Origin of the sequence: Mesorhizobium sp. (genome assembly GCF_004962245.1) — a bacterium.
GTDB lineage: Bacteria > Pseudomonadota > Alphaproteobacteria > Rhizobiales > Rhizobiaceae > Mesorhizobium.
This window is the reverse complement of sequence record NZ_SUHQ01000020.1, coordinates 21,595-44,755: the sequence shown is the minus strand read 5'-3', so window position 1 is coordinate 44,755 and position 23,161 is coordinate 21,595. Positions and strand designations below refer to the sequence as shown.

The window sequence follows — 23,161 nt, the reverse complement described above, 5'->3', positions numbered from 1 at the left end:
CGACTGCACAATGAACGTGACTGCCGCGTGAGCATCGACAATCCGGCGCTCCAGCCTTCACGCCCGTGCTCTCGGTTGTTTTCATTGCAGAATCTGCCGTTTCTTCAAACTGGCACGGTTCCTGCTTAGTAATCCATAGGCCTTCGGGTCATGGAATACGGCGTCCAATGGCGGGCGCCACAGGCAAAGCTGCCGCTCAGGTTAATACGCGATCCCGTTTGCACGGGCGCGGCGACCTGGCCGGCGGCTTTTTTGTTTGGTCGAACACGCAATCGACGGCGCCGGTCCCAAGCTGCGCCCAACCGGAGACAACGATGACGAAACGCATCAAAACCCAGCCCACCCTCAAGGGCGTAACGCGCCGCGATTTCCTGGTGATGAGCGCAGCCACCGCGGCAACGCTGGCGGCGGCGCGCGCGCTGCTGCCGTCCGGCGCCTATGCCGCGACCGCCACGCCGGAAGTGACAGGCGCCAAGCTCGGCTTTATCGCGCTGACCGACGCAGCACCACTGATGATCGCCAAGGAGAAGGGCCTGTTCGAAAAATTCGGCATGCCCGATGTCGAGGTGCTCAAGCAGGCCTCCTGGGGCGCGACACGCGACAATCTGATGCTCGGCGGCGAAGCCAACGGCATCGACGGCGCTCATATCCTGACGCCGATGCCGTACCTGATGCACACCGGCAAGGTGACGCAGAACAATCAGCCGATGCCGATGGCGATCGTGGCGCGGCTTAACTACGACTGCCAGGCGATTTCCGTCGCGCAGGAATATGCCGGCACCGGCGTCGGCCTCGATGCCTCCAAGCTGAAGGACGCCTTTGCGGCCAAGAAGGCCGAAGGCAAGGAGGTGAAGGCCGCCATGACCTTCCCGGGCGGCACCCATGATCTCTGGCTGCGCTACTGGCTGGCCGCCGGCGGTATCGACCCCGACAAGGATGTCTCGACCATCGTCGTGCCGCCGCCGCAGATGGTCGCCAACATGAAGGTCGGCAACATGGACGTGTTCTGTGTCGGCGAGCCATGGAACGAGCAACTCGTCCACCAGGGCGTCGGCTTCACCGCCGCCACGACAGGCGAATTGTGGAAGGGCCATCCGGAAAAGGCGCTCGGCCTGCGCGCCGCCTTCATCGACAAGAACCCGAACGCCACCAAGGCGATCCTGATGGCTGTCATGGAAGCCCAGCAATGGTGCGAAGCCTTGGAAAACAAGGACGAGATGGCCGCCATCATCGGCAAGCGGCAATGGATGAACGTACCGACCGCCGACATCATCGGCCGCCTCAAGGGCGACATCAACTATGGCAATGACCGCGTCACCACCGGCACCGACCTCTACATGAAGTTCTGGAAGGGTGGTGTGTCCTACCCGTTCAAGAGCCACGACAGCTGGTTCCTCGCCGAGAACATCCGCTGGGGCAAATTCGCGGCGACCACCGACATCAAGGCGCTGGTCGACCAGGTCAACCGCGAGGATCTGTGGCGCGAGGCGGCGAAGGATCTTGGCGTCGCTGCGGCCGATATCCCGGCGTCTTCATCGCGCGGCGTCGAGACCTTCTTTGACGGCAAGATCTTCGATCCGGCCAACCCGTCCGCCTATCTCGACAGCCTCAAGATCAAGGCATCGGCCTGACGTCGACGGCAAGCGGCGTCGCTGGCATCGCTTGTCACTCCAAGTGCTCAAGGAGTTTTTTACGAAATGTCTATCCAAGCCATCGAGGACAGCAAGGTGAAGGCGTTCCCCGCCCCGGCCAAGCCTGCAGAGGTCATAGCTTTCACCGCCAAGGTGAGGCGCCGCTTCGATCCCGCCGCGATCGCCGGCAAGCTGGCGAGCACCCTGGTGCCGCCGGCCGTCGTCATCATCGTCATGCTCGTTGTCTGGCAGATCGCTTGCTCGTCGCCCAATGCCAGCTTGCCGCCACCTAGCCAGGTATGGAACGAGGCCTACGATCTGATCGCCCATCCGTTCTTCGACTACGGTCCGCAGGATATCGGACTGGCCTGGCGGGTGCTGATCTCGCTGCAGCGCGTCGCTATCGGCTTCGGCCTGGCTGCAATCGTCGGCGTCGCCCTCGGCGCCCTGGTCGGCCAGTCGATCTGGGCGATGCGCGGCCTCGATCCGGTGTTCCAGATATTGCGCACCGTGCCGCCGCTCGCCTGGCTGCCGCTGTCACTGGCCGCTTTCCGCGATTCCAGCCCGTCGGCGATCTTCGTCATCTTCATCACCTCGATCTGGCCGGTGATCATCAACACCGCCGTCGGTGTCCGTAACATTCCCGAGGACTACCGCAACGTCTCGCGCATCCTCAGGCTCAACCAGCTCGAGTTCTTCGTGAAGATCATGGTGCCGGCCGCGGCACCTTACATCTTCACCGGCCTGCGCATTGGCATCGGCCTGTCCTGGCTCGCCATCGTCGCCGCCGAAATGCTGACCGGCGGCGTCGGCATCGGCTTCTTCATCTGGGACGCCTGGAACTCGTCGCGGCTGCCCGACATCATCGTCGCGTTGGCCTATATCGGCGTCACTGGCTTTTGCCTTGACCGTCTGGTCGCGGCGGTCGGCGCCTTCGTCACCCGCGGCACAACGGCAAAGTGAGGAGAGGGCAATGACGGCCTATCTGAAACTCGACCATATCGACAAATCCTTCGCTCGCGGCAGCCAGGTCAGCGAGGTGCTGAAAGACATCCGGCTGACCATCGACAAGGGCGAATTCGTCTCGATCATCGGCCACTCCGGCTGCGGCAAGTCGACGTTGCTCAACCTGATCGCCGGGCTGACCAAGGTCTCTGCCGGCGCGGTTCTGTTGGAAGACAAGGAGGTCGATAGCCCCGGTCCCGAACGCGCCGTGGTATTCCAGAACCACAGCCTGCTGCCGTGGCTGACGGTCTACGAAAACATCAATCTGGCGGTGTCGAAGGTCTTCGGCCGCACCAGGAGCCGGGCCGAGCGGCACGACTGGATCATGCGCAATCTCGATCTCGTGCAGATGGCGCATGCCAAGGACAAGCGCCCGGCCGAAATATCGGGCGGCATGAAGCAGCGCGTCGGCATCGCCCGGGCGCTGGCCATGGAGCCGAAGATACTCTTGCTCGACGAGCCCTTCGGCGCGCTCGACGCGCTGACCCGCGCCCATCTGCAGGATGCGGTCATGGATATCCATTCGAGGCTTGGCTCGACGACAATCATGATCACCCACGATGTCGACGAGGCGGTGCTGTTGTCCGACCGCATTGTCATGATGACCAACGGCCCGGCGGCAACCATCGGCGAGGTGCTTCCGGTGCCGCTGGCCCGGCCGCGCCGGCGCATCGAGCTCTCCTCCGACCGGACCTTCCTGCGCTGCCGCGAGGCGGTGCTGAAGTTCCTCTACGAACGCCATCGCTTCGTCGAAGCCGCGGAGTGACAATATGACCGAAAAACTCGTCATCATCGGCAACGGCATGGCGCCCGGGCGGATGCTCGAGCACCTCTTCGAACAGGCGCCCGGTCGCTACCAGGTCACCATCTTCAACGCCGAGCCGCGGGTCAATTACGACCGCATCATGCTGTCGCCGGTGCTGTCCGGCGAGAAGGCCTTCGAGGAGATCATCATCCATGGCGACGGCTGGTACATCGCCAACGGCATCACCCTCTACAAGGGCCACAAGATCGTCGCCATCGACCGGGCAGCGAAGACCGTCACTTCCGATCACGGCGTTACCGAGCCCTATGACAAGCTGGTCATCGCCACCGGCTCGGTGCCGTTCATCATTCCGGTGCCCGGCCACGATCTGCCGGGCGTGCTCACCTATCGCGATCTCGACGACGTCCAGGCCATGCTGCTTGCCGCCCAGTCGCGGGCCAAGGCCGTCGTTATCGGCGGCGGCCTGCTCGGGTTGGAGGCGGCGGCTGGCTTGAATGCGCAGGGCATGGACGTCACCGTGCTGCATGTCATGCCGACGCTCATGGAGCGCCAGCTCGACCCGGCTGCCGGTTATCTTTTGCAGCGCGCCGTCGAGCAGCGCGGCATCAAGGTCATCACCAGGGCCAACACCCAGGCGATCACAGGCAAGGGCAAGGTCGAGCAGGTGGAGCTTGCCGACGGGACCATCATCCCGGCGACGCTGGTCGTCATGGCGGTAGGTATCAGACCGAATGCGGCGTTGGCGAAAGAGGCAGGCATCGCGGTCAATCGCGGCATCGTCGTCGACGCCGGCATGCGCAGCAACGATCCAGACATCTATGCGCTTGGCGAATGCGCCGAGGTCAACGGCCAGGTTTATGGACTGGTCGCGCCGCTCTACGAGATGGCGCGCGTTGCCGCCAGCCAGCTTGCCGGCAACGAGGCGGCGGCTTTCGTCCATATGGACACGCCGACCAAGCTCAAGGTCACCGGTATCGAGCTGTTCTCGCTCGGCGACTTCGCCGAGGGCGAGGACCGCCAGGAGATCGTCCTGCGCGATGCTGCCGCCGGAATCTACAAGCGGCTGGTGCTTAGGGATGACCGCATCATCGGCACCGTGCTCTATGGCGAGACGGCGGACGGCGCCTGGTTCAACGACCTCAAGAAGAAGCAGACCGACATATCGCAAATGCGCGATACGCTTATCTTCGGCCAGTCATACCAGGGAGGTGCCTCCCTGGACCCTATGGCGGCCGTTGCAGCCTTGCCGGATGATGCGGAAATCTGCGGCTGCAACGGCGTTTGCAAGGGAAAGATCACGGGCGCGATCACGGCCAAGGGCCTGACCTCGCTAGACGACGTGCGCGCCCACACCAAGGCGTCCGCTTCCTGCGGCTCCTGCACCGGGCTGGTCGAGAAGCTGATGGTGTTGACCATCGGCGACAAATACAATCCGGCGGCGGTGCAACCGATGTGCGGCTGCACCACGCTCGGCCATGACGAGGTCCGCCGGCTGATCAAGGCCAAGGGCCTGAAGACCATTCCCGCCGTCATGCAGGAACTGGAATGGACCACCTCCTGCGGCTGCGCCAAATGCCGCCCGGCGCTCAACTACTATCTCGTCTGCGACTGGCCGGACGAGTATGCCGACGACTACCAGTCGCGCTTCATCAACGAGCGCGTCCACGCCAACATCCAGAAGGATGGCACCTATTCGGTGGTGCCGCGCATGTGGGGCGGCGTCACCAATGCCGCCGAACTGCGCGCCATTGCCGACGTCGTCGACAAGTTCGAGATCCCGATGGTCAAGGTCACCGGCGGCCAGCGCATCGACATGCTCGGCATCCGCAAGGAGGACCTGCCGGCGGTGTGGGCCGATCTCGGCCAGGCCGGCTTCGTTTCCGGCCAGGCCTATGCCAAGGGGCTGCGCACGGTGAAGACCTGCGTCGGTTCGGACTGGTGCCGCTTCGGCACGCAGGATTCGACCGGTTTGGGCATCCGCATCGAGAAGTTCATGTGGGGGTCGTGGACCCCGGCCAAGGTCAAGATGGCGGTGTCGGGCTGCCCGAGGAACTGCGCCGAGGCAACCTGCAAGGATGTCGGCGTCATTTGCGTCGATTCAGGCTACGAGATCCATTTCGCCGGCGCCGCCGGCCTCGACATCAAGGGCACCGAGGTGCTCGGCCTGGTGAAAACCGAGGATGAGGCGCTGGAGCATATCGTGGCGCTGACGCAGATGTATCGCGAGCAGGGCCGCTATCTCGAGCGCATCTACAAATGGGCCAAGCGTATTGGCATCGCCGAGATCAAGCGCCAGATCATGGACGATGGCGAGAAGCGCAAGGCCTATTTCGATCGCTTCGTCTTCAGCCAAAAATTCGCACAGGTCGACCCGTGGTCGGAACGCGTTTCCGGCAAGGACAAGCACGAGTTCCGGCCGATGGCTTCGGTCGGCTTTGCGCAGGCGGCGGAGTGACCATGATGAACTGGGTATCAATCGGCTCCATATCGGACATTCCGCGCCGCGGCGCACGCTGCGTCGCGACACCAGAAGGCAAGATTGCCGTCTTCCGCACAGCGGACGATCAGGTCTTCGCCATCGACGACCATTGTCCGCACAAGGGCGGGCCGCTCAGCCAGGGCATCGTGCATGGCGCGGCCGTGACCTGTCCTCTGCACAATTGGGTGATTTCGTTGGAGACGGGCAAGGCGCTCGGCGCCGACGAAGGCGCGGTGCGCACCATTCCGGTGCGGATCGAGGGCGAGCGTCTGTTCATCGCGCTGGAAGCGCTGGCCAGCCGCGCGGCCTGAGCATGAAGATCGACGAAGCGCGCGAGGTGAGGACCACCTGCCCCTATTGCGGGGTGGGCTGCGGCGTGCTGGCGAAGGTCGCCGCGGACGGTGAAGTGACCGTCCGCGGCGATCCTGACCATCCGGCGAATTTCGGCCGGCTCTGTTCCAAAGGCTCGGCGCTGGCCGAGACGATCGACTTCGACGGCAGGCTGCTCTACCCGGAGATCCACGATCGCCGCACCGGCTGGGACGAAGCGCTCGACCTCGTCGCCTCGACCTTTTCGCGGACCATCGCCGAGCACGGCCCCGACGCGGTCGCCTTCTACGTCTCCGGCCAGTTGCTGACCGAGGATTATTACGTCGCCAACAAGCTGATGAAGGGGTTTGTCGGTTCGGCCAATATCGACACCAATTCGCGCCTGTGCATGGCCTCGTCGGTCGCCGGCCACCGCCGCGCCTTCGGCTCCGACACGGTGCCGGGCAGTTATGAGGATCTGGAGCTTGCCGACCTGATCGTGCTGGTCGGCTCCAATCTCGCTTGGTGCCATCCGGTGCTTTACCAGCGCATTGCCGCTGCCCGGGAAAAGCGGCCCGAGATGAAGGTGGTGCTGATCGATCCGCGCCGCACCATGACATCGGATCTCGCAGACATGCATCTGGCGATCGCGCCCGATGGCGACGTCGCGCTGTTCACCGGTCTGCTCGCCTATCTTGGCGAACAGGACGTACTGGACCGCGCCTATATCGCAGCGCATACGACGGGCTTTGACGGCGCGATTGCCGCCGCCTCGGCGCTCGATCTCGCCGGCATCGCCGCTGCCGCGGGCCTCGGCGGGGACGAGCTTGTCCGCTTCTACAGCCTGTTTGCCGCGACGGCGAAGACGGTGACGGTCTACAGCCAGGGCGTGAACCAGTCGTCCTCGGGCACCGACAAGGTCAACGCTATTATCAATTGCCATCTCGCCACCGGCCGCGTCGGCAAGCCCGGCGCCGGGCCATTTTCGGTGACCGGCCAGCCCAACGCCATGGGCGGCCGCGAGGTTGGCGGCATGGCCAACATGCTGGCCGCCCATATGGAGATCGAAAATCCCGAGCATCGCGACCGCGTGCGGCGGTTCTGGAGCGCGCCAGCCGTCGCCGAAAAAACCGGCCTGAAGGCGGTCGAGATGTTCCAAGCCGTGGCCGACGGGCGCATCAAGGCGCTGTGGATCATGGCAACCAACCCGGTCGATTCGATGCCGGATGCCGATGCCGTCGAAGCGGCGATCAAGGTCTGCCCGTTCGTCGTGGTGTCGGACGTAATGGCCAAGACCGATACGGTCCGCCACGCCCATGTCCGGCTGCCCGCCGCCGCATGGGGCGAGAAGGACGGCACCGTCACCAATTCGGAGCGCCGCATCTCGCGCCAGCGCGCCTTTTTGCCGGCACCCGGCGAGGCGCGGCCGGATTGGTGGATCATCGCCGAAGTGGCCAGGCGGATGGGTTTTGGCGAGGCGTTTTCGCATGCGTCGCCGGCGGAGATATTCGCCGAGCATGCCGCGCTCTCGGCATTCGAGAATGACGGCGCCCGCGACTTTGATATAGGCGCCTATGCAGGTGTTGATGCCGAGACCTATGAGGAATTGGCGCCATTCCAATGGCCAGTGCCGAACCCAGGCACCCCCCTCTGGCCTGCCGGCAATCTCCCCCTCAGGGGGGGAGATCAGCCGTCACCGTGGCCTTCGCCAGTTGTCAGCGTTGCAGAAAGAGCGCCGTCGGTGGAACTGCCGATCTCCCCCCTTGAGGGGGAGATGGCCGGCAGACCGGAGGGGGGTGTTCAAGCGGGACTTTCGTCAGAAGAGCACGTCCAGGCTGGGCGGAGGCTGGAAGGTAACGCCAGCACCCGCTTCTTCGCCAACGGCAATTTCTACACGCCCGACCGCAAGGCGCGCTTCATCGCCATCCGCCCAACAGCCCATACCCGCATCGGTCCCGACTTCCCGCTGATCCTCAACACCGGGCGGGTTCGCGACCACTGGCACACCATGACGCGCACGGGCAAGAGCCAGCGGCTGTCCCAGCACATGGCCGAGCCCTTCGTCGAAATCCACCCGGCGGATGCGCAGCACTTCGGCATCGGCGACGCCGACATCGTGCGCGTCTCGACCGCGCATGGCGAGGTGCTGCTTCGCGCACTGGTGACGGCGCGGCAGAGGCCGGGCTCGGTCTTCGTGCCGATGCACTGGACGGACCAGTTCTCAGCGCGCGCCCGAGTCGATGCGCTGGTGGCGCCCATCACCGACGCGATTTCAGGCCAGCCGGCCTCGAAGAACGTTGCCGCCCGCGTGGAACGCTTCGCTGCCGCCGCCTTCGGCTTCGCGGTCCTTGCCGAACGGCCGGCCTCGATCGACGCCGACTATTGGAGCCTCGCCCGCTGCGCCGCCGGCTGGCGCCTCGAGCTTGCGTTGAAGGCTGGCCGGGACTGGTCGGCTTTCGCGGCTTCGCTTCTCGGGGCGGACGCGCTAGGCGAGACGCTCGCCTATCATGACGTCGCCGGCGGGCACTATCGCTTCGCCCGTTTCGCCGGCAGTCGTCTGGCTGGCGCGCTCTATCTCGCGCCCAAGCCGGTCGGCGTATCGCGCGGTTGGGCGGTGGAGCAGTTGAGTGCGGACCATGCCGATCGGCGCGGCCGGCTGGCGATCGTGGCCGGGCGGCCGGGCGGCAATCGCGTCGACCGTGGCGCCATCGTCTGCTCCTGTTTCGGGGTTGGCGCCAATCAGATCGCGGAAGCGGTGCGCAGCGGCTGCACCAGTGTCGAGGCGATCGGCGCCACCCTGCATGCCGGCACCAATTGCGGCTCCTGCCGCGCGGAGATCAGGACCATCATCGGTGCACGAAATCTTCAAGCGGCGGAGTGAATGCGCGGCCGCTGTTGAATTTCCTGTGGCCGGAACGGTTCTGCTGCAAAGGCCGTCCCACAAAGCTGCCACCGCGCTGCGTTGACGCTTACCAGCAATTTACAACCGTGGGCTACCAACGTCCTTGGTCGATTCGCCAAGAACAAGGAACGGTGGACAGGAAACGGCATGAGTAAGGCTCTCACTTCATTCGCACTGGTCGCCGTACTGACGGCTTTGCTGATGGCGCTGAGCCTGGCGGTGGCCAAGCATGGCTATCCCTATGGCGCGATCGGCGCCAAACGCCTGGACGGCATTGCCGATGCCGGGACGTTCATCCCGCTTGCATCAGTCTATTTCTTCAGTGCGCTTCTGATGATGGTTTTGCCGATCAGGGCCGCCGGCATCGTCCTGACACATGCCGCGGATGCCATCTTCTGGGCTATGATCGTTTTGTTCGCGACCATCATTGGCTGTCTCGTCGCCAGATGGGCTTCCGGTCAGGGCAGCATCTTGCCGGCGCTGCTGAACTGGCGCTTCCTGTTTGTCGCAGCCGTCGTCGGATGCCATCTCTTCATGAACGAGCTGCGCCGCAACATCCTGCTGAGAAGCCTGTTCTTCGTCGTTTTCGCCGCAGCGACGCTGGCCTGCCTGTTCTGGTCGTTCACCATCTGAGAAGCCCGCGCAAACGCTGGTCTGGCGGCTCAGTTCTTGTCGACCGGCTTCGAACGCATGCGCGAAACGGTCTCGCGTTCGGCCCGCTTGGAACGCATCGGCGGCAGGCCGTGGTCGATCAGGTCCATGTCTTCCAGCACCATGTCGCCCATGCGCTTGAAGGCGACGTCGAGCGCGCCGGCCCGGTGGGCGGAGCGCAGGAAGCCGGGCAGCGAGCGCACGGGATGATCCTGCGCCAGCGGCTCTTCCGGAAACACGTCGCTGGCGGCGACGATGTGACCGCGGCGAACGGCGTCCATCAGCGCTGGAAAGTCGACCACGCCGGCACGGCTGAGCAGGATGAAGGCGGCTCCCTTGCGCATTCTGGCAAAGGCCTCGGCGCCGAGAAAACCCTGGTTTTCACTGGTCACCGACGCGACGACGAAGACGAAATCGCTGCTCGACAAAACCGTGTCGAGCGCAGCCGGCTCTACGCCGTTGTCGATGAGGATCGACGGCGGCAGCCACGGATCGAAGACCTTGGTCCGCGTGCGAAAGCCCGACAGCAGCCGGTTGAGCGCGCGGCCGAGATCGCCGAAGCCGATGATGCCGACATCCGCGCCGGAGAGAAGCCGCGCCGTCTGGTTGCCGTCGCCGCCCCAAAGTTCCCTGCCTTGCCGGAAGGCGAGATCGGCGTCGACGATGTCGCGGGCGAGATTGAGCGCCATGGCAAGACCGAGTTCGGCAACGGGCTCGGCGAAGACCATACCCGTGGTGACGACATGGATGCCGCGCGAAAACAGCGTTTCATACGGCATGTTGTTGATGAGATTGCTCTCGACATTGAAGACGCAGCGCAGCGCCGTCATCCTTTCCAGCGTCTCCGGCGCGATCGGCGGCTGGCCGACGATGTAGCGCGCTTCGGCGAGCACATCGGCTGGGAGGGTTGCGACACCTTCAGGCGTCGTTTCAACGATGCGGTATTTGGCGCGGAATCTCGTCAGTGCCTCGGACGTGAAGATCAGGTCGAGCGTGCGCGGTTCGGGCGCGCTGATCACCAGCGGCAAGGCGCTGTCGGACATGGTGCTTCCTCCCGGCGCGATCCGTATCGCGCCTTTCAAGAATCATGTTTTACCGCCTCGACACCTAGCATATGCCTGTCGAGGAAGAGAACTTTGCCGTCGGCGGCCTTGCGGCGGGGCGGCCGGTGGTCCAGATAGACGGCAATCGAACGACGACAAGGAAGACAGCGACATGATCCCGTTTCGAAAGAACCTCATCGATGGCGAGTGGGTGGGCGACGCCGCCTCCCGCAACATCAATCCATCCAATCTCGACGATGTGGTTGGCGAGTATGCGTCGGCAGGCGCCGATCAGGCTCGGCAGGCGATCACAGCAGCGAAACAAGCGTTTCCGGCGTGGTCCCGGTCGGGTCCGCTGGCGCGCCATGCGGTGCTGAAGAAGGCGTCGGATGAGATTATGGCGCGCAAGGACGAATTGGGCCGAAATCTGGCACGCGAGGAAGGCAAGACGCTGGTCGAGGGCGTTGGCGAGACCGTGCGGGCGGCCCAGATATTCGACTTCTTTGCCGGCGAGACGCTGCGCCTGTCGGGCGAGCTGGTTCCGAGTGTGCGGCCCGGCGTCGGTGTCGAGATCACGCGGGAGGCGGTCGGCGTCGTCGGCATCATCACGCCGTGGAACTTCCCGATCGCCATCCCGGCCTGGAAGATCGCCCCTGCCCTGGCCTACGGCAACACCATTGTCTTCAAGCCGGCCGACCTGGTTCCGGAGAGCGCCTGGGCCATTGTCGACATCCTGCACCGCGCCGGCCTGCCGAAGGGTGTGCTCAATCTCGTTATGGGCAAGGGGTCGGTGGTCGGCCAGGCCATGCTCGACAGCCCCGACCTCGACGCCATCACCTTCACCGGCTCGGTCGGCACCGGCAAGCGCGTGGCTGCAGCGAGCGTCGAGCACATGCGCAAATTCCAGCTCGAAATGGGCGGCAAGAACCCGTTAGTCGTGCTCGACGATGCCGACCTCGGCACGGCCGTCGATTGCGCGATCAACGGCGCATACTTCTCGACCGGCCAGCGCTGCACCGCATCGTCCCGCCTGGTCGTCACCGAGGGCATCCATGACCGCTTCGTCGACGCGATGAAGGATCGCCTGGGCAAGCTGGTCATCGGCGACGCTCTCGATGCGAAAACCCAGATCGGGCCGGTCGTCGACCAGAGCCAGTTGAAGCAGGACGAAGACTACATCGCCATCGGCCGCCAGGAGGGCGCCGATCTCGCCTTTGGCGGCGACCGGCTCGATCGCGAAACCCGTGGCTTCTACTTGCAACCGGCACTGTTCACCGAAGCCACCAACGCCATGCGCATCTCACGCGAGGAGATTTTCGGACCGGTCGCCAACGTCATCCGCGTCAAGGATTATGACGAGGCACTGGCGGTGGCCAACGATACGCCGTTCGGCCTGACATCGGGCATCTGCACGTCGAGCCTCAAGCACGCCACGCATTTCAAGCGCAATTCGGAGGCCGGCATGGTGATGGTCAACCTGCCGACGGCGGGCGTCGACTTCCATGTGCCTTTCGGCGGACGCAAGGGATCGAGCTATGGCCCGCGCGAGCAGGGTCGCTACGCGGCGGAATTCTACACGACGGTGAAAACCGCCTACACATTCGCCGGCTAGGCAAGTCGACGCAAAACGAGCCCAGGCAAGCGGAGTCGGCCGCATCGCTGGCGGAAAAAGTCATGGCCCGAGGTCGAAACTTCGGGATGCGGTGGCGGGCGAACATCTTCGTGCCCGACATTGCAACGTCGCCGGTGCCTGGGCTAGTTCTTGCAGATGGGCAAGGTTCGTCGGCGAAAGCTCTTGAAAAAGGCGGTTCATTCCGCCGCGCTGCCCTTTCTCCCCGTTCCTCCGCTGTTATGGTCCAAGGGAATCGGCTCCTTCTGCGATTTTGCCGGTCCACTCTGGTATCGATACGCACCGACCGAATCGGCACAGACGGAGGCATTCTTCCGCAAGCACTATAGCGGTGCGCACGGCGTGGTCTGGCTACGTCTGAGCACCCGGGCCAGGGAATTGCGTGTCTGCGACCTCGACACGTTCGCCGAGGTGGCCCTGCCGACCATCAAGGCGCCGTTCGCGCTGGTGACGACGGATGGCGATGCGTCGGTGCCGTCAAATCTCGCGAAAGATACCGTCGACCGGCTTCTCGCCAACCCTTTTCTGGTGTCCTGGTGCACCCAGAACTGCGACGGCGATCACCCCAAGCTCAAACCTTTCCCGATCGGGCTCGATCTTCACACGATGCGCAGCTTCAGCACGCCCGGACAGCTTGCGAGGCTACTCGAAACCATTCGCCGTCGGCAGGCCGCGCCGGAGCGCCGCCCGCTCAGGATATTCTGTGATCTCAATTTGAGCAGGGGTCCGAGGGAGCGACGGGACCTGGTCGATGCCCTGAAGGGATGCCCGCACATCGATTTTCTTGAAAAGCGGCTACCGCAACGCTCGATCTGGGAGCGCTATGCACAGTACCCGCTGGTCCTTTCGACGGCTGGAAGCGGCCTCGACTGCCACAGGACGTGGGAACTGCTGTATCTGGGCTGCATCGTCATGACAAAGACGTCACCGCTCGACCCTCTCTATGAAGGGCTGCCCGTCATCATAGTCGATGATTGGCAACAGGTCCGGAATCCCGAAATGATGGAGCGGTGGATCGGCCAGGTCGCGCATCTGACCGACCGCGATTTCCTTTGGCAACGGCTGCGGCCGCAAGCCTATCTGGAGCCCATCCGGCAAGAGCTCGAGCGGCGCCGGTCAGTCCCGATCACCACGGAACATGGAGTATCTCAAGCTTGGGAAGACCGACGGGTCTGATGCCCAGATCGTTGGCGAGAGCGCCAAAGCCTTCGGTTTCGATGAGATCGCGGTAGGGAATTTCCGGGAACCGAAGACCGCCGCGATGCAATGCGGCGTCGACGAGAAGCATGGTTCCACCGACCCCATCGAGACCGATGCTTTCGAGATGGCGAACGTCGCTGAGGTGAAGACGGCCTATGAAATAGGCAGGCGGCTGGTAAAGGCCGCCGCGTATTTCACGATAGTAGCGATAATTCTTTTCAGGCTGAGTGGTGACGAAGCTGTTGAGGTCGAAGCTGTCGCCGCCGGCGATCTTCACGCAGTTGGGAACCGCGATGCGATGCCCACTTCCGATCAGCCGGTTCAAGACATTGCTTGGAAATCGCCACACATCGATATCGATCCACAGCGCCCAGGCATCGTCGGCATCCAGTCCATGATCGATCAGGTGATTGCGTACCTTGGCAATGGCGCCCCGTCTCTCGCGCTGCTGTCGCGATTTTGTTCGCTTGGCCCGGTCGAGGCGTGTGCCCACATGCTTTTGCAGCAGGACGACGCCACGATAGACGCCGGCAAGCGGCGCCACTGCCGCCTGCAGTCTTTCCCAGCTCCCGTCCGAACTGTCGCCCTCGCAGAAGACCAGCTTGATCCTGTCCTTCGGGTAGTCGAGCACCTGCAACGCATCGAGGAACGGCTGGATATGGTCGGCCGCATCGCGCAGCGGCACCAGAATGGCGACATTCGAGCCCGACGGCGGCGCTGCCGAAAGCGCCGCCTGGCTGACGCTCGCCTTCGCCGCGGCCTCGTCGAGATGCGCGCCGCGCGTCAGATGATGCCAGAGCCGGTAGGCGTGACTGCGGATCGTATCCCGCCACCGCGCTGCGGGTCGCGGCGTCCACCATGTGCCGGCCCAATGATGGATCGACAGCGTCTGCGCTCCGTTGCCAACCGGCATATCCGTGCGCCCGGCCGAGTCCATAGGCGCGAACAGGGTGGAAGCGTGTATGGCTAAAGCCGTCTGGTCGCCATAGCCGAGCTGCGCCGAGGTCAGCACGCAGGGGCCGGTCGCGTCGAGCGCTTCCTTGGCATGGACCAGCCCCGGCAACAGGGACAGGACCTGCAGCCAGAAGGGATGCCGGGGCGGGCTCGCCATCGTGCCGTTGAACAGCAAATAGGGCAGGCCGCGAAACTTTGCCTGGACGAGCGCGTGCGTATCCGGCTCCTTGCAGAGCACGACCCGGTCCTCGCTCATGATCGCATCGAAAGGGGCGACGCATTCGCAGTCGATGTCGGCGTAGACCCCGCCAAAATGATAGAGCAGCAGATAGCGTGCCGCATCGGCGCGCATCACACCGTTCGAATAGCTGCAAAAGATCGGCAGGAAATCCGGATAGTACTCGGCGACGAACTCAAGCAGCATCCGGTCGCTCCAGAACATCGTCGTCCAGCCGGGATGGTGCCGTTTCCAGCTTTCGACATAGCCCTGGAAGCGGGCAGGGACGCTGTCGGTCTTCCACGTCTGGTGCAGGATGGGCGGGATCATCGGCAGCTCATCGATCGGTGTTTGGAAGGCGTGGGCGGCATGCGTCGGCATCGTCCAGCCCAAAGCCGCCGCGGACGGCATTGCGGATGGCTTCAGGACCGAACCTGGACCATACGGCCTCATGCGCCTGGACACGCTGGCTCGCCATGCGCGTGCGGTCCAGACAAAGCTCGATGGCCATGTCGGCAAGCCGTTCATCCGAATCCGATAGAAGCACCTCTTCATTTTCGACCAGGTCCAGGCCCTCGACCGCCAGCGGCGTCGCAACCACCGGAATGCCCCAGGCCATCGCTTCGAGAACCTTGATGCGCGTCCCGCCGCCTGTCGAAAGCGGAATGATGCTGAGATGCGCGCGCGACAGCAGTGGTCTGATATCGTCCGGATTTTCCATGAGGTCCACGCCCTGCAGTCCGGTCAGTGCTTTCACGGCCGGCTTTGGATATCGGCCGGCAAGAACCAGTCTCGCGGTCGGCAATCGTTGCCGGAAGCGGGGCAGGATGGTGCCGGCCAGTCGTTCGGCGGCGTCGATGTTTGGCTTGTATCCGAGATGGCCGACAAACAGGATGACCGGAAAGCCGTCGGACGTCGCAGCCTCCGCCGGCAGGTCCACGGGAATGTCCTCGAAACGAGGGATGCCGTTCGGCACGATATCGATCGGCACCTTGTGCGGGCAAAGAGCCGCCAGCCTTTCGTAATCCTGCTTCGAACAGACCCAGGCCCTGTCGACGATGGCGAGCGCCTTTCTTTCGAGGCGCCTGACGCCAAGGGCGGCGGCGATGGCAGGCGTCGATCCTGTGTCGTCAGCGCGATGCAACTGTCCCGCCAGGTCGGACTCGACATTGTGCATATCGAGGATGAGCTGCCCGGCCAAGGGCCGCAAGGGCCGCAGCAGCTTGAACAGCGCAATGCCCTCGACGACGATGCTGTCCGGGGCAAATTCGCGGACAATCGCCCCGAGATGCGTCAGCGCGGTGCGTGGAATTCGTTTCTCGGCACTGATTCTCCACCAGCCGATCGAGGCTGTACGGGCTTCCCCCTCGGTCGTCAAAGAAGCCGTTCGAATGCGGGTATCGGCCGGTTTCGATGGATCGGCCTGCGGCCGGATCGAGACAAGGCAGACCGGTCCGAATTCCGCCGCGGCCACGGCGTTGCGATGGTTCCTGAGATCCGCGCCCGAGGTAGGAGGGAAGGCCGGATCGTAGGACAGCACCAGCGTGCGCCGCTCCTTACCGTGGTTGGGGATGGTAACCTTTGCATCCGGCCTGTGCTTTTCAGTCATGGCTCCGACGTGGATCCGGGCGCTGTACTGCAAGGCCTTCCAGCTCCGGCCGAATGCTTTATGGGCGCGAACGGCCCGCATCATGCCTGCCGCGTCGGCGTATCTTTCGTGCTTTATGAGCTGCCGTGAAATCCGCTGCGCGATCCAGGACTTTCGCCATTGAAGGGCCTCCCTCTCGACGCCAAAGTCAGCCAGCCTGTCCAGTTCGAGCGCAATGGCAAGAAACGTCCTGCGCGGCGCAAGGATGAAGCGCTGCGCCATTCGTGTCTCGTCGTGATGGTAGAGCAGCACCGGAGCCGAGACGATCGCCGCGTCGAAGCGCGCGAGCAGGGCGACCCAGTAACACGTGTCTTCGTCGAGGCCGATCGCTTCCGGAAAGCGAATGGCGGCCGTCGCTGATGTCGTGACCAGCGCACTTCCCATGGCGATCGGCCAGAGCTCGTTGAGAAGATATCGCCTGGTGTTTTGAGCTCTGTCGCTGGTGTATCCGTGCGGGGTCTTGAGCTTGTCCGGCCGCCCGTTTGTGCGACGGATGCTGGCCCCGATCGACAGGCCTGCTTCGGGATTGCGCCGGAGGGCGTCCTGTAAAAGCGATAGGCCTCCCTCTATCAACTCGTCATCCGCATCGAGGAAGAATATGGATTTGCCCCTGGCCCGCGCAATTCCGACATTGCGCGCGGCGCCGGCGCTGCCGAGGCGAACACTCACCACCTCCAGCGGCAATCCGTATCGCTGCGCGCTTGCGATCGCGGCAGACGCGGTCTGATCGTCGGAACCGTCATCGACCAGAAGGATTTCGCCGATCAGATCCCTGTCGGACATCAGGCTGCGTAGCGTGGTATCGATCGTCGCGGCAGCATTCCTTGCCGGGATGACGACCGTGACGTTCAATCGCGTTTCCCCCGATTTACTCACTGCCGCTCGAAAAAGCCTCGGTTTCGCACACGATCGTAATAATGCTTGAGCGGCGAGACCGGACGCAGCGAAAGATCGGCGAGGTTCTCGACCAGCTGCGGTTCGACATCGAACGGCGACTGGTTGTCCAACCAGCTATAGGAGGAGCCGTCCTTCAGCACCGAGGGGCTGCCCACCACGTAACCGCCAAGCGCCTTGACGTGGCCGACCCGGCGCATGCCGAAATGCAGGCTGGAGGACACCATCGGTTCACGTGCCCTCAGATAGACATGGAAGCCGTTCGGAGTCCTTGCGACCGGTGTGCGGTTTGCAATTTCACCGTGGATGCCGAACCAGCCCCGATATGCGGCGGCGTTGTCGAAATCCAGGATCAGCAGGTTGGAAAATCCTCCCAATATGCCGACATTTCCGGCGAAGTCGTGAAACCAGCGCTCGATGTCTTCGCCGGTCGGTGGCTTCTGCGACAGCTGGAACGCAATGGAACAGAAGGCGAGCTCCTTCAGGTCCTTGCGGCAGGTTTGCAAATGCAGCGGATGATATCCCATGGCCTCGAGGTCGAGGTGCTTGCCGCCGGCACGAAGCGGCAGGCATACGTAACCCCGCGCCAGCAGCCGGACCACATAGTCGATTTTTATTTTGGGCAACATCTAGAAATGTTCCGCGGCCATGCCATTGCGCTTCAATCTTCTTTAGCCGAATAGCGCTTTCGTCAAGCGTTGGATGCGGCGCTGCAGCCGTGCAAGTGCCAAGTCGCGTCGATCCTTGATCAGGTGGGTATGGTTTCCGGGTTCGATGGTCCCGTCATCCGACGCAGGCAGCCTCGCGAGGGCTCGCCGGCTGCGACAGCCAACCGCCGTTGAACCCGGCCTTTTGCAGGCCATGGCGGATATGCTGATTTGACCGCATCAGGTTCCAGATCAGGCGCGAGCGGTGGTTTTCGATCATCAGCACGACGATACCCTGGTCCAGTCCGTAGTGCCCTTCCGATACCCAGCCGCTCGGCCCGAACTTTCGCCGGTTCGCCAGCGTCGGGTTGAAGCCGCTCGGCATCCTGAAACTGTCGGTCACCTCGGGGTGGCGTTCTCTGAGATGGCGCAGCGCCGGCAGGCAGATTTCCGGCGCGAAGGGCAGCGATGCGAGATACGACCACGGTGCTATCGTTCCGTCGTCGGGGCCGAATGGTGCACCGCGCGCCGCGTAGCCGGAAAATTTGCGCGGCCGCCGCTCGATCCGTGCGCGGAAATTGCCGGGTCCGTCACCCGCCGAAAGCCCCCAAAGTTCTTCGCTGTAGCCGTCGTGACCGGAGGGGTTGTGCCGTGCATAGTCCCGGTGAAGGAACGTCGAGCGGCGGCTGTTTTCGAAATAGTCCGAGTTCTTCTCCTGCATGAACGCATCGCGAATGCCGTCGAAGTCGATCCAGGCATGCGAGAACTGGTGCATGAACAGCGGGCCGCCATAGAGCACGTCGTAACCGTAAATGTTCTCCCACCGATATGTCGCCGTCCAGCCCGTATAGCTGTCGTCCGAGGCTGGCTTGTCCGGGGCGGCCATTGCCAGAACGTAGAGCAGCATCGCTTCGTTGTAGCCTTCCCAGCCATAACGCAGAAAGCCACTCTTCGGCTTCCAGCCCTGTCGCAAGGTCGGACTGCCGCCTTGCGCCCACCGCCAGTCGACGCGCCGGTAGAGAACCTCCGCCAGGTCGCGGATCTCAGTTTCACCGTCATTGTCGCCTGTGAAATAGGCGCCAGCCACGAGCACGCCGGCCATCAAAAGCGCCGTGTCGACCATAGACAATTCGCATCGCCAGGCGCGCCGGCCGGTCTGCATATCGAGGAAATGGTAGTAGAACCCCTTGTGGCCGGTGGCGTCGTCGCCACTGCCTTGCCGGCTGTTCCAAAAGAAGCGCAGTGCGGCAAGCGTCAGTTCCGCGGCTGCGTCTCGTGTCATCCAGCCACGCTCGACCCCGATCGGATAGCAGGACAGGGCGAAGCCGACGACCGCGATGCTTGCCGGCCAATTTGGCCGCGAGGTGTCGGCGACCAGACCGTTCTGCGGGTTCACGGTCTCCAGGAAGTAGCCGAAGGCCGCGCGCTGGAAGCGGTCGAGCAGGTCTTCGTCGGACAGTGGCGGTTCGACGCTAAGCAAACGACGTGAACTCCAGTGGCGGTAGATCGCGCCTGACTTGCTTCAATAGGTCGCCCGGCCGCCGGAAACGTCGAAGACGGCGGCCGTCGTGAAAGAGCATTCCTCGGAAGCGATCCATGAGATCAGCGCCGCCACCTCCTCGACCTCGCCAAACCGCGCCATCGGTATTTTCGACAGCATGAAATCGATGTGCTCCTGGCTCATCTGCTGGAAGATCGCGGTGCGCACGGCTGCCGGCGTGACGCAGTTCACCGTCACCTTGGTCTTGGCCAGTTCCTTGCCCAGCGACTTGGTCATGCCGATCACCGCCGCCTTGGAGGTGCTGTAGGCCGATGCGTTGGGATTTCCCTCCTTGCCGGCAATAGAGGCGATGTTGACGATCCTGCCGTAATTGCGCTCGATCATGTGCGGAACCAGCGCCTTGTTGCAATAGAAGACGCCGTTGATGTTGATGTCGACGACCCGGCGCCAATCCTCCACCGAATAGTCCCACGTCGTCATGTTCGGTCCGGTGATGGCCGCACTGGTGACCAGGATATCGACCGCGCCAAGCGCTTCGATCGTACTCAGAGCGGCATGTTCGACCGCTGCCGCATCAGCGACATCGACGGTCACGCCGTGCAGGCCGGCAATGACGGCCTTGGCCTGTTCGATCTGGGCGGGGTCGCGATCCCAGACGCAAACGCGCCCGCCCTCTTCGACGATCCTTTGCGCCACGGCCAAGCCGATGCCTGAGGCGCCACCAGTGATCACGGCCGACCGTCCGGCAAACCGTCCCGCAAAACTCATCGGCATATGGTTTTCCCTTGTTGCCATCCCGACGGGCGCCGGACGGCACCGTCGGCCGCGAATGTGAAGTCAACGGCAGACAAGTTCAAGCCGGGATTGGAACCTCCGAACAGGTTCATGGTGGGCCAGGAGCAGGCGGTTGAGATCCCTGGTCTCCTGGCGACACCTTCTCTCGGCGATGGTCGCGCCCGGATGGCCGGCGAGGAGGATCTGGACGAGTTCCCGCTCCCTCAGCGAGGTTCCGGCCAGAGGATGGCGGGGATTGTTGGTTCTTGCCGGACCGCCTATCGTGGTCCTTACCCGTCTCCTGAAGGCGTCCTTACAGGTGTTTTTGCCTCATTTGGGTGACAGGCTGCGGGGGATGGGTTATATTGCACTGCACAATAAGAGCACCCGCACGTGGCGAGGCGGCGAATCGGCATTGAACTGGATGGACGGGAATCCGCTACCGAGATGAAGATTCCGAAATCTCTGTTGGTCGACCCGGAGAAGAACACGGTCTACGGCGCATTCGCTGTTGCCATTTCCATCTGGGCGTTCTCCTACTCCTCCGTTTTCGGCCAAATCATGATCCTGGCCTATTATGCGGTCTGGCTTCCCCTCATCCTGGTGGACTACCGGCGGCTGTTGCGACATGTCTCCAGCGCCTGGCTCCCGCTGGCGTTTGCAATCTACATCTGCCTCTCGGTGTTCTGGTCGGATGCCCCCGGCATCACGTTGAGGACGGCGATCCAATACTGCTCTCATATTGCCTGCGCCTACATTGCAGCGCGCACCCTCAGTGTACGGACGTTGACGATCGGCTCACTGATCGGGATTTTTCTCGTCCTGCTCTATTCGCTCAAGGTCGGGGCTTATTCCTATGATGTTCTCGACGGGACGTACAATTTCGTCGGCGCATTCAGCTCCAAAAACCAGATCGGCTTTGTCGCATCGCTCGGCATCTATTTTTGCATTGTCTTCCTGGTCTTTCTCAGACGCGGACGGATAAGCTTTTTCCTGACGGCGCCGGTCGTCGTCCTGTCGGCCTATCTGCTGTTCGTTGCGCATTCCGCCACCTCGACGGCTTCGGTACCGGCGGTTCTCGCTCTGGTGGCTCTGCTCGCCATGACCAAGAAGCTTTCGCTCCGCTATCGACGGGTGATTTTCCTGGTTGGCGCAGGCGGGCTGGTCGTGATCACCGTGGTTGCCTTCGCGGGACTTCTGGATTTCGTCCTTGGCGCTTTCGGAAAGGATTCCACGCTCACTGGACGGACCTATCTCTGGGAGCAGGGCTGGAATGCGGCGCAGCAAGCGCCGATCCTAGGTGTCGGCTATGCGGCCTATTGGGTGCAGGGTTTCGCCGAGGCCGAGCGGCTTTGGAACGAATTCTACATCACGACCCGAGCCGGCTTCCACTTCCACAACACCTACATAGAAGCCCTCGTCGAGCTTGGATATGTCGGCGCGACGCTGATTTCGCTGATCATTCTGCGCACGCTGTGGGGCCACATATCGGCATTGGTATTCAGGACATGGCAAGCCGAGTCCGTGATTCTCGCCGGCGTGATGATGCTTCTGTTCATCCGGTCCTTCGTCGAGATCGATACCTTCAACCCTTACATCATGGGCTCTTTCCTCCTGTATTACAGCTACTTCAAGCTGGCGAAGGTGCCTGTCGCCCGTCCCCGGTGGACCTCGGTCAGCGATTTCGAGGAAGCAAAAGCCGCAAGGGGCTAAGCAAATGCCAGCGCTAAGGCCGAACGATCATCTCGCTGGCAGCTTCTGAAGCGCTGGCGAAAGGCGGTTGCTCCTTCACTCGCCCGAGCTAGGCCTGCTGCCTGTGGTCAGGCCCTAAGAGTCAGGAGCGCATACCATGCGAACCGCTTCACATAGGGAAGCGTCAGAACGACTGAATCGACAGCTTTGCCAACTGTGTAGACGGTCTCCGAGATGCTTCGCGGCATCAGCGCGCTTCCTACGGAGCACAGGCCGAAATATTCCACCTGGACATCGCGGAAATAGCGGCGAGCCAACGCGAAGTCCGAAACCAACAATGGATGTTCATCAGCGGTGCGGATGAGGGGTGTCCGCCTTCTGTAGGCATTCAGGAGAGGATTGTGTCCCATCGGCTCGTAGAAGGACGCCACGCCGTTCGGCTTCAAGACACGGACCACCTCGGAAAAGCACCGATCCAGGTCCAGGTGATGGATGATCCCGCGCCCATACACCAAGTCGAACTTGTTGTCCTCGAAGGACATGGCTTCCGCATTCATCGCCAGGAATGTGGCGTTCGTGTTTCCAAGCGTTTTCGCCCGTTCGTTCGCCTTGTTTACTGCTACTTCCGAAATATCGATCCCCGTCAGAGATCGGCAAAGATCGGGCAGGTGCAGGGAATGCAGGGACCACCCGCCATCGGAACAACCGTACTCGAGCACGTCTGCGTTTTTCGAAAGGCGTTTTATTTGCTCGTTTTGACGTTCGGCACCGTGACGGATTGTTCGATACCACTTGTCCAGATTTCCTCTTGGATCCTCCTCCTGACTAAATCTGAGATTGTGAAATTCTCTTTCTCGATTGACGATTTCGTCCCTTTCACCGTGCATGACAAGGTCCTCTTCGGATTTAGCTGCAACTAAAGCACAATTTCTGCTTGCGCTGTAATTACTCACGTCCCGAGTTGGCGATAGGCTGGCTTGTCGGTCGGCGAGCACAGTGTTGGCGAGTTCAAGGTCGAACTCGTCCGGTCGAACTCTTCGCCGATTCAGTCGATCTGTTCGGCGTGGTCGGGATCGGCCAGGATGGCCAGCAACGCCGCCGCCGCAATCCTCCGAGCGGACAGTTGCGCTTTCCAGTGATGCGGACGGAGTAGATATGCCCCCAACCACCGGCTCGCCTTTTCGAATGCGACCGTATGCTCCCAGTTGTCCCCGAACC

17 protein-coding genes are annotated in these 23,161 nt (G+C 62.8%); 10 read left to right on the top strand and 7 right to left on the bottom strand.

Translation table 11 applies throughout. The features are described from left to right. Positions 1–314 precede the first annotated feature (314 nt). The 7 genes from E5X88_RS21070 to E5X88_RS21040 all read left to right on the top strand — a co-directional run bounded on the left by E5X88_RS21070 (position 315) and on the right by E5X88_RS21040 (position 9,725). The gene (locus tag E5X88_RS21070; RefSeq protein ID WP_292164714.1) at positions 315–1,631 is read left to right on the top strand and encodes a CmpA/NrtA family ABC transporter substrate-binding protein; all 1,317 of its coding nucleotides are present in this window, start codon (positions 315–317) and stop codon (positions 1,629–1,631) included. A 66-nt stretch (positions 1,632–1,697) separates the two neighbouring features. Continuing rightward, positions 1,698–2,594 (top strand): nitrate ABC transporter permease, encoded by an 897-nt coding sequence (gene ntrB, locus E5X88_RS21065; protein ID WP_292164712.1) that lies wholly within the window; start codon positions 1,698–1,700, stop codon positions 2,592–2,594. A gap of 10 nt (positions 2,595–2,604) precedes the next feature. Next, positions 2,605–3,402, top strand: coding sequence for an ABC transporter ATP-binding protein (locus E5X88_RS21060; RefSeq protein WP_292164710.1), 798 nt, complete (start codon positions 2,605–2,607; stop codon positions 3,400–3,402). Between the two features lie 4 nt (positions 3,403–3,406). Next, positions 3,407–5,857: a nitrite reductase large subunit NirB gene (gene nirB / locus E5X88_RS21055; protein WP_292164709.1), complete on the top strand. Its 2,451-nt coding sequence runs from the start codon at positions 3,407–3,409 to the stop codon at positions 5,855–5,857. A gap of 5 nt (positions 5,858–5,862) precedes the next feature. Further along, complete coding sequence (nirD, locus tag E5X88_RS21050) at positions 5,863–6,192, top strand: nitrite reductase small subunit NirD (protein ID WP_292164707.1); 330 nt, start codon at positions 5,863–5,865, stop codon at positions 6,190–6,192. Positions 6,193–6,194: 2 nt separating this feature from the next. Next, positions 6,195–9,071, top strand: a complete 2,877-nt coding sequence (locus E5X88_RS21045; RefSeq protein ID WP_292164705.1) for a nitrate reductase — start codon at positions 6,195–6,197, stop codon at positions 9,069–9,071. Positions 9,072–9,239: 168 nt separating this feature from the next. Next, positions 9,240–9,725: a hypothetical protein gene (locus E5X88_RS21040; protein WP_292164703.1), complete on the top strand. Its 486-nt coding sequence runs from the start codon at positions 9,240–9,242 to the stop codon at positions 9,723–9,725. A gap of 29 nt (positions 9,726–9,754) precedes the next feature. Here the strand turns inward: E5X88_RS21040 and E5X88_RS21035 are convergent, their stop codons facing one another. Continuing rightward, complete coding sequence (locus E5X88_RS21035; RefSeq protein ID WP_292164701.1) at positions 9,755–10,786, bottom strand: hydroxyacid dehydrogenase; 1,032 nt, start codon at positions 10,784–10,786, stop codon at positions 9,755–9,757. 175 nt (positions 10,787–10,961) lie between these two features. Between E5X88_RS21035 and E5X88_RS21030 the strand changes: the two genes are divergently transcribed. Both E5X88_RS21030 and E5X88_RS21025 read left to right on the top strand, forming a co-directional pair. Further along, entirely contained in the window at positions 10,962–12,398 is a 1,437-nt protein-coding gene (locus E5X88_RS21030) for an aldehyde dehydrogenase family protein (protein WP_292164841.1), read from the top strand. Positions 12,399–12,554: 156 nt separating this feature from the next. Further along, entirely contained in the window at positions 12,555–13,592 is a 1,038-nt protein-coding gene (locus tag E5X88_RS21025; RefSeq protein ID WP_292164840.1) for a hypothetical protein, read from the top strand. Here the strand turns inward: E5X88_RS21025 and E5X88_RS21020 are convergent. The 5 genes from E5X88_RS21020 to E5X88_RS21000 form a co-directional block, all read right to left on the bottom strand. Continuing rightward, positions 13,543–15,117 carry a glycosyltransferase gene (locus E5X88_RS21020; RefSeq protein ID WP_292164699.1) on the bottom strand — a complete coding sequence of 525 codons (1,575 nt, stop codon included), beginning with the start codon at positions 15,115–15,117 and terminating at the stop codon, positions 13,543–13,545. The genes E5X88_RS21025 and E5X88_RS21020 overlap by 50 nt on opposite strands. 7 nt (positions 15,118–15,124) lie before the next feature. After that, positions 15,125–17,287: a glycosyltransferase gene (locus E5X88_RS21015; RefSeq protein WP_292164697.1), complete on the bottom strand. Its 2,163-nt coding sequence runs from the start codon at positions 17,285–17,287 to the stop codon at positions 15,125–15,127. A gap of 20 nt (positions 17,288–17,307) precedes the next feature. Then, positions 17,308–17,958 carry a bifunctional DNA primase/polymerase gene (locus tag E5X88_RS21010; RefSeq protein WP_292164695.1) on the bottom strand — a complete coding sequence of 217 codons (651 nt, stop codon included), beginning with the start codon at positions 17,956–17,958 and terminating at the stop codon, positions 17,308–17,310. 154 nt (positions 17,959–18,112) lie between these two features. After that, entirely contained in the window at positions 18,113–19,456 is a 1,344-nt protein-coding gene (locus tag E5X88_RS21005) for a glucoamylase family protein (protein ID WP_292164693.1), read from the bottom strand. Positions 19,457–19,498: 42 nt separating this feature from the next. Next, positions 19,499–20,251 carry an SDR family NAD(P)-dependent oxidoreductase gene (locus E5X88_RS21000; protein WP_292164691.1) on the bottom strand — a complete coding sequence of 251 codons (753 nt, stop codon included), beginning with the start codon at positions 20,249–20,251 and terminating at the stop codon, positions 19,499–19,501. A gap of 447 nt (positions 20,252–20,698) precedes the next feature. Here E5X88_RS21000 and E5X88_RS20995 point away from each other — a divergent pair, with 447 nt between their 5' ends. Next, positions 20,699–21,964 carry an O-antigen ligase gene (locus E5X88_RS20995; RefSeq protein WP_292164689.1) on the top strand — a complete coding sequence of 422 codons (1,266 nt, stop codon included), beginning with the start codon at positions 20,699–20,701 and terminating at the stop codon, positions 21,962–21,964. A 107-nt stretch (positions 21,965–22,071) separates the two neighbouring features. On the opposite strand, the gene E5X88_RS20990 is transcribed toward E5X88_RS20995, so the two are convergent. Further along, positions 22,072–22,830 (bottom strand): class I SAM-dependent methyltransferase, encoded by a 759-nt coding sequence (locus E5X88_RS20990; protein WP_292164687.1) that lies wholly within the window; start codon positions 22,828–22,830, stop codon positions 22,072–22,074. Between the last annotated feature and the right edge of the window lie 331 nt (positions 22,831–23,161).